At 50.9% G+C, this 6540-nt stretch carries 7 protein-coding genes and 1 riboswitch; of the genes, 5 read left to right on the forward strand and 2 right to left on the reverse strand.

The genetic code is table 11. The annotated features are described in order from the left end of the window. Positions 1 to 37: 37 nt before the first annotated feature. Positions 38 to 153, forward strand: a riboswitch (FMN riboswitch). A gap of 85 nt (positions 154 to 238) precedes the next feature. The 4 genes from ribD to ribH are packed head-to-tail and all read left to right on the forward strand — an operon-like array spanning position 239 to position 3734. Then, entirely contained in the window at positions 239 to 1351 is a 1113-nt protein-coding gene (gene ribD / locus B2633_RS04055) for a bifunctional diaminohydroxyphosphoribosylaminopyrimidine deaminase/5-amino-6-(5-phosphoribosylamino)uracil reductase RibD (RefSeq protein WP_483169313.1), read from the forward strand. 25 nt (positions 1352 to 1376) lie between these two features. Beyond that, positions 1377 to 2033: a riboflavin synthase gene (locus B2633_RS04060; RefSeq protein ID WP_483169315.1), complete on the forward strand. Its 657-nt coding sequence runs from the start codon at positions 1377 to 1379 to the stop codon at positions 2031 to 2033. 14 nt (positions 2034 to 2047) lie between these two features. Continuing rightward, positions 2048 to 3244, forward strand: a complete 1197-nt coding sequence (locus B2633_RS04065) for a bifunctional 3,4-dihydroxy-2-butanone-4-phosphate synthase/GTP cyclohydrolase II (protein ID WP_483169317.1) — start codon at positions 2048 to 2050, stop codon at positions 3242 to 3244. A 28-nt stretch (positions 3245 to 3272) separates the two neighbouring features. Then, complete coding sequence (gene ribH / locus B2633_RS04070) at positions 3273 to 3734, forward strand: 6,7-dimethyl-8-ribityllumazine synthase (RefSeq protein WP_481038514.1); 462 nt, start codon at positions 3273 to 3275, stop codon at positions 3732 to 3734. Between the two features lie 283 nt (positions 3735 to 4017). Here the strand turns inward: ribH and B2633_RS04075 are convergent, their stop codons facing one another. After that, a complete protein-coding gene (locus B2633_RS04075; RefSeq protein ID WP_483169319.1) occupies positions 4018 to 4551 on the reverse strand; it encodes a hypothetical protein in 534 nt (177 codons plus the stop codon). Between the two features lie 135 nt (positions 4552 to 4686). Here B2633_RS04075 and mnmL point away from each other — a divergent pair, with 135 nt between their 5' ends. Beyond that, positions 4687 to 5637: a tRNA modification radical SAM protein MnmL/YtqA gene (gene mnmL / locus B2633_RS04080; protein WP_483169321.1), complete on the forward strand. Its 951-nt coding sequence runs from the start codon at positions 4687 to 4689 to the stop codon at positions 5635 to 5637. A gap of 172 nt (positions 5638 to 5809) precedes the next feature. Here mnmL and B2633_RS04085 read toward each other — a convergent pair. Further along, a partial coding sequence (locus tag B2633_RS04085) for a M99 family carboxypeptidase catalytic domain-containing protein (protein WP_483169323.1) occupies positions 5810 to 6540 on the reverse strand: 731 nt, incomplete at its 5' end.

Raw genomic sequence — 6540 nt, forward strand, 5'->3', positions numbered from 1 at the left:
CTAGTGCTAACATCAAATATATTAAAATACTATATTGACCTTTCTTCGGGGATGGGTGCAACTCCCTATCGGCGGTAAAGCCCGCGAGCCGCAAGGCATGATCCGGTGAAACTCCGGGGCCGACAGTAACAGTCTGGATGGTAGAAGAGAGGCTGGTTGAGCATGGTTTGCTCAGCTTGTCTTGTCATGTCTAACCCGATGGAAGTGTCGGGTTTTTGCTTTGTTTGGAGGCGAAAAATTGCATCAGGATGAGGTCTATATGCGCAGAGCGCTTGAATTGGCCGCTCTGGCCACCGGTCGAACCAGCCCCAATCCCCTGGTGGGAGCCGTAGTGGTTAAAGATGGGGCAGTGGTAGGGGAAGGATATCATCACCGGGCCGGAACACCCCATGCCGAGGTGCATGCACTCAGGCAGGCGGGAGAATTGGCCCGGGGAGGCACCCTTTACGTAACCCTGGAACCCTGCAATCATCATGGCCTGACTCCGCCCTGTACCAGGGCAGTGATTAACGCCGGCGTCAGAAGATGCGTAGTGGCCATGGAAGACCCCAATCCGCTGGTGAATGGCCGTGGTCTGACCACTCTAGAGCAGGCTGGCATCGTAATTGAGACTGGATTATTGCAGGCCGAGGCTGAAAAGCAAAATGAGGTTTTTATTAAATATATTTGCACCGGCTTGCCTTTTGTAACCCTCAAAACCGCCATGACCCTGGATGGCAAGATAGCCAGCAATAGCGGGGACTCCAAATGGATTACCTCCGAGCCCGCCAGACGTTGGGTGCACCAGCTCAGAGACCGGGCCGATGCTATTCTGGTGGGGATCGGCACGGTTTTAGCCGATGATCCCCGGCTGAATACCCGGCTCAATGACAGGGAAGGCCGGGATCCGGTGCGCTTAATCGTGGACGGCCGTCTGGATTTGCCCGTAAACAGCCAGATCGCATCCAGCAGCAAGCAGCAGACCACGCTGGTTTTTACATCTGAAAAGGCTGACCCCAGGCGGACCAAACGCTTGGAGCAATTGGGCCTGGAGGTCATAACCATTGACGGGGCCCCGGACGACCTCAATCTGGAGCAGGTATTGCAGATTGCCGCCCATCGCAAGCTGTGCAGTGTTCTGGTTGAGGGCGGCGGCAGCATAAATGCCAGTTTACTGAAATACAACCTGATCGATAAACTGTACTGGTTTATCGCCCCCAAAATTATCGGGGGAGCTAAAGCCCCTTCTCCGGTTGAGGGCAGCGGTTGTAAAAATATGGCGGATGCCATCGAGGTTGAGGATTTGCAGATAACATTTATCGGCCAGGATATTCTGGCCACCGGGTACGTTAAAAAACCAGCCTGTCGCTGAGCAGGACAATAACTTTAGGTAGCGGGTGAGAGCCATTTTTACAGGAATTATAGAAGAAATCGGATTCATCAGTGATATAAAACGGGGAGCCCACTCCATTCGCCTGGGGGTGAAAGCGGAGAAAATCCTGGAGGATGTCAAATTGGGTGACAGCATCGCGGTAAACGGGGTATGTTTAACGGTGGTGCAATTTGAATCCCGGCAATTCTGGGCAGATGTTATGCCGGAAACCTTTGCCAAGACCGCTTTAAGAGATTTGACATTGGGATCCCCGGTTAACCTGGAACGAGCCCTGAGGCTCAGCGACCGCCTGGGCGGGCATCTGGTACAGGGCCATGTGGATGGCATCGGTTCAATAATCAAACGGGAGCGTTTTGAAATAGCCATCGTCTATAAAATCAAAGCCCCGCCGGAAGTGTTGAAATATACGGTAGCCAAGGGTTCAATTGCCATAGACGGAGTGAGTCTGACCGTGGTCGAAGTGGGCAGCGACTACCTGACGGTCTCCTTGATCCCCCATACCGCACATCTTACCGTTTTGGGCTCCAAACAACCCGGACAGGAGGTCAACCTGGAAAGTGACATTATTGGACGCTATGTGGAGAGACTACTGTCAAGGACTGATCAACCTTTAAACGGCAGCTTGAGCATGGATTTTCTATCCCAACATGGATTCTTATAAAGGAGGCACTTATTATGTTTAATACCGTTGAAGAAGGAATAGCAGACGTTCGGGATGGCAAAATGATCATTGTGGTCGACGACGAGGACCGCGAAAACGAAGGGGATATTGTGATTGCCGCGGAAAAAGCCACCCCGGAGGTAATCAACTTCATGGCTACCCATGCCCGCGGGTTGATCTGTGTACCCATGGAAGGCAAGCGCCTCGATCTTCTGGATATCAAACCCATGGTGACCAATAACACCGACAGTCATGAGACCGCATTTACAGTCTCGGTGGATCATTATACCAGCACCACCGGCATTTCCGCTCATGAAAGGGCTGCCACCGTCGCGGCCTTGATTTCCCCCGACAGTACCGCTAAGGACTTCAGGCGCCCGGGGCATATTTTTCCCTTGCGCTACCGCGAAGGCGGGGTATTGCGACGGACTGGCCATACCGAGGGTTCCATCGACCTGACCCGCCTGGCCGGGCTTTATCCGGCGGCGGTGATCTGCGAGGTTATGAGCTCGGACGGAACCATGGCGCGGGTGCCCGAACTGATTGAATTCGCCCAAAACCATGGATTGAAAATCATTAGCATTGCCGATCTCATTGAATACCGGCGCCGCCGGGAAAAGCTGGTGGTACGGGTGGCCGATGCCAAGCTGCCTTCCAAGTTCGGCGATTTCAAGGCAGTGGCATATCAATCCCTGCTCGATAATAAAGAACACCTGGCTCTGGTCAAAGGGGAATGGAAGCCGGATGAGCCCGTCCTGGTCAGGGTGCACTCGGAGTGCTTGACCGGTGATGTGATGGGCTCCTCACGCTGTGATTGCGGTGATCAGCTGCAGAAAGCCCTGGAGATGATCGAGGCTGAAGGCAAAGGGGTTCTGCTGTATATGCGCCAGGAAGGGCGCGGCATAGGTCTGTGCAACAAAATTAAAGCCTATAAGCTGCAGGATAAGGGTATGGACACGGTGGAAGCCAACATTAATCTGGGCTTTGCTGCGGATTTGAGGGACTACGGCATCGGGGCTCAGATTCTGGTCGATCTAGGCATCCGCAAGATGCGTCTGATGACCAATAATCCTAAAAAACTTAAAGGCCTGGAAGGATACGATCTGGAGATAACCGAGCGTGTTCCCATGGAGATCCCCAGCAAAGAGGAGAATCGCCGTTATCTGCAGACTAAAAAGGATAAAATGGGCCATTTGTTGGTTAATTTGTAAGGTTAAAGATTTAGAGGAGGAATGAGTTTTGGCACAGGTATTCGAAGGAAAACTAGTGGGACAGGGGCAGCGATTTGGACTGATCGTATCCCGGTTCAACGAATTTATCACCAATAAGCTGTTGTCAGGATGCATCGACGCCCTGACACGCCATGATGTGGATCCTGACAACATCGATGTGGCCTGGGTGCCGGGCGCCTTTGAAATGCCCCTGACGGCACAGCGGATGGCTCAAAAAGGTTATGATGCGGTAATATGTCTGGGTGCGGTTATTCGCGGCGCCACACCGCATTTTGAATATGTGTCTGCTGAAGTGACCAAGGGCATAGCTCAGGTGGGTTTACAGACCGGAGTTCCGGTGATCTATGGAGTAATAACCGCTGATACCATTGAACAGGCCATAGAACGGGCCGGGACCAAGGCCGGCAATAAAGGGGTCGATGCGGCTGTGACCGCCATTGAAATGGTAAATCTCTTAAAACAATTGTAAGCTGTCGAAACATCCCGGAGACGATAGATTTTTTACAATCTTGAAGACAAGGATTATTGTAATAAGCCCGTTAATCCAGGGGATGATCCCGGCTGATCGCAGCTTAAGTCTATTCCCAGGCCGGCGGTCAGAGCAAGAATAAGCCTGTACAAAAGCCCTGCAGCTTACTGATGTGGCAGTAATCATTTCACAGTTTGTGAGTTTCCCGGGCGGGGCTGAAGTGAAGTCGAAAGGAGGGCTGATGCGGCCCTCCTTTACCGTTGATTTACCTAGTATTTATGGCTTAGCGGGGAGGCTCCTTCTGCAGGATTATTTTAGTGACGATGTTGTCGCGCACCTGAAAAATCACCCCGCCGTCGTTGTTGCCATAGGCAGCATCGATATCTCCGCTAGCCCCCGGCTTTTTAGCATAGCCATAATTTGGGCCATAAGCATCGGTCACTGCAGGGTCAAAAGGATCGCCCACTTTAATTCCCCGCGCGGTCATCAAGGCCGGGTTTTCGATATGCATTACTTTAAGTTTGTCCAGCTTGGTGAAAGTAAAAGTGCAGCCCCGGCTCTGATCATAATAAACCGTACTCATACCCAGAGTTTTCCCGGCAGGGAAAAGAGCAGCGACCTCTTGAGAAGTTGATTCTCCAACCATGACCGTGCCCTGATCGGTTGTAAGCCGCATGTCGGCGGCCTGTATGACATTAACCCCTTGAGGAATCTCGATCTGCAGTTCCGGAGCGCGGCTGGCAGTCCACAAAGCGAATGCCACCACCACAGCGACCAGGCTCAGCAAGAGCGCATATTGTTTTTGGTTGGAAGTCATAGTATGTCTCCCCTGATGTAAAGATATTGCCACTTACCATTATATCCTGTAACAGGTCAGGTGAATACTGCCCAGTCCAGACATAGGATCATTAAGTTTGTAGGCAGGTCAGTTCAAAAAGGAGATCTCATGGATATGAAGCCCCATACTCCCAGAGTCTGGGGGGATAAGCGTTATCACAGCCTTAACTACCACCTGCGCCAGAAATATGGCTGCAAGATATTTAAAATACCACTGGATGCCGGCTTCACCTGCCCCAACCGGGACGGCACCTACTCTGTTTCAGGCTGCCTTTTCTGCACTCCCAAGGGTTCCGGTGACTTTGCCGGCCAACGCAGCTTAGATCTATCACAGCAGTTTTGCCAAGTAAAAGAGATGATGCACCGGAAATGGCGTGCGGCCAAGTACATAGGTTATTTCCAGGCTTTTAGCAATACCTACGCCAGCCCCGAGCGCTTACGCCAGATCTATATGGAAATAGCCGCCCAGCCAGGAGTGGTAGGCCTGGCTATCGCCACCCGTCCCGACTGTCTGCCTGTAGAGGTGATGGAAGTTTTGGATGAGGTCCGTCTTCATACCGACCTGTGGGTGGAACTGGGTCTGCAGACAATACATGAGAAAACTGCTCAAGCCATGAACTTGCAATATGACTGCCGCGATTTTGAGACTGCGCTTAAACTCCTGGGTGAGCACCATATCGAAACCTGTGCCCATATCATTCTGGGACTGCCCGGAGAGAGCCGGGAGGATATGATGGAGACCGCCGCTTATCTGGCCAGGAGCCCGGTGCAGGGGGTCAAAATACATCTGCTCCATGTGATGAAAAATACCCCGCTGGGGCTAAAATACCAAAAAGATGGTTTTGCCGTGCTCGATGAAGAGCAGTATGTGAATCTGGTTGTGGAGGTTTTGGAAATCCTGCCTGCAGATATGATTATCCACCGCTTAACCGGGGACAGCCCCCGCGAACTGCTGATAGCCCCGCAATGGAGCCTTAAGAAGTGGGAGGTTTTAAACCGCATCGATCAGGTTCTGCTACAAAGAAACACCTGGCAGGGAAAGCGATACGAGAGCGGACAATCATGAAAATGCCCGGGATCCGTCCGTATATCGTGGGCAAAGTTAGCATGAAATGACTCTAGGAAGCAAATAAAGACTAAAAAAGAGAATCTCCCCTTTGATAAATAGAAACTGCTTCACAAGACCACCTATCAAAGAAAGGAGATACTCTTATGGGACCAGTTGCCAAAATGGAAGTTTAGATCACTCCCAGGCGTGACAATAAAGTATCGGCTGCTTTTAAATGGTAGTTTACACGGACGCTGAGACTGGGATTGTCGCTAGTTTCGAAAATAAAGGCATGAACCCCAAGATACTGGCCGGAAGCCCTGGCCAGACTTCCTTCAACTGGGTAGCGAAATAGACTAAATTTCTTATACGATGTGCTAATGCCGCTGTTCAGCTTGCTTACAATAGCACTGGCCATCGTTTTGGTAGTGGTTGTGGGATAATAAATTAGACTTTGTCCCACTGAGTCACTGATTTTTGTATAGTTATAACCTTCATGCATATCCATCAGCCAGTCGACATCATAACTTTTAACAGCAGCGTAAATTGATTTAGAGAGGGTATTATCACAGGACTCTTTACTGCTTTGCGGGAAATCACGGTTAAGGTCTCCGTTATAAGTACGGGTCTTGTTTTCTACAGCTTTTTTATTGGCCTGCGGCAACACAATTAATTTACCTTTTTTTATATCCCAATCCTTTACTTTCCCTGCTGCTGTGTATCCGGCGGGTTCGTTGCCGTGTACACCGCCCACAATCATAACAACCGGTCCGGACACGCCGCTGTCAATAATATACATCGGGGTTGCATATGTAGTTCCGGCAGCAATAGTAACTGTGGTCCGCTTAGTCTTGGCGGGAGCTGTTAATCCCTTATTTAGAGCTGCCTTGGTTATCGGACCAACAACGCCATCTGTTTTTA

Origin of the sequence: Syntrophomonas sp. UBA1041 (genome assembly GCF_002316705.1) — a bacterium.
In the GTDB taxonomy this organism is placed as follows: Bacteria; Bacillota; Syntrophomonadia; order Syntrophomonadales; family Syntrophomonadaceae; genus DTU019.

Bases quoted from the DNA above. Each gene is read 5' to 3' on its own strand.
- B2633_RS04065 (WP_483169317.1), top strand. From the start codon at position 2,048: ATGTTTAATACCGTTGAAGAAGGAATAGCAGACGTTCGGGATGGCAAA.
- B2633_RS04075 (WP_483169319.1), bottom strand. From the start codon at position 4,551: ATGACTTCCAACCAAAAACAATATGCGCTCTTGCTGAGCCTGGTCGCT.
- mnmL (WP_483169321.1), top strand. From the start codon at position 4,687: ATGAAGCCCCATACTCCCAGAGTCTGGGGGGATAAGCGTTATCACAGC.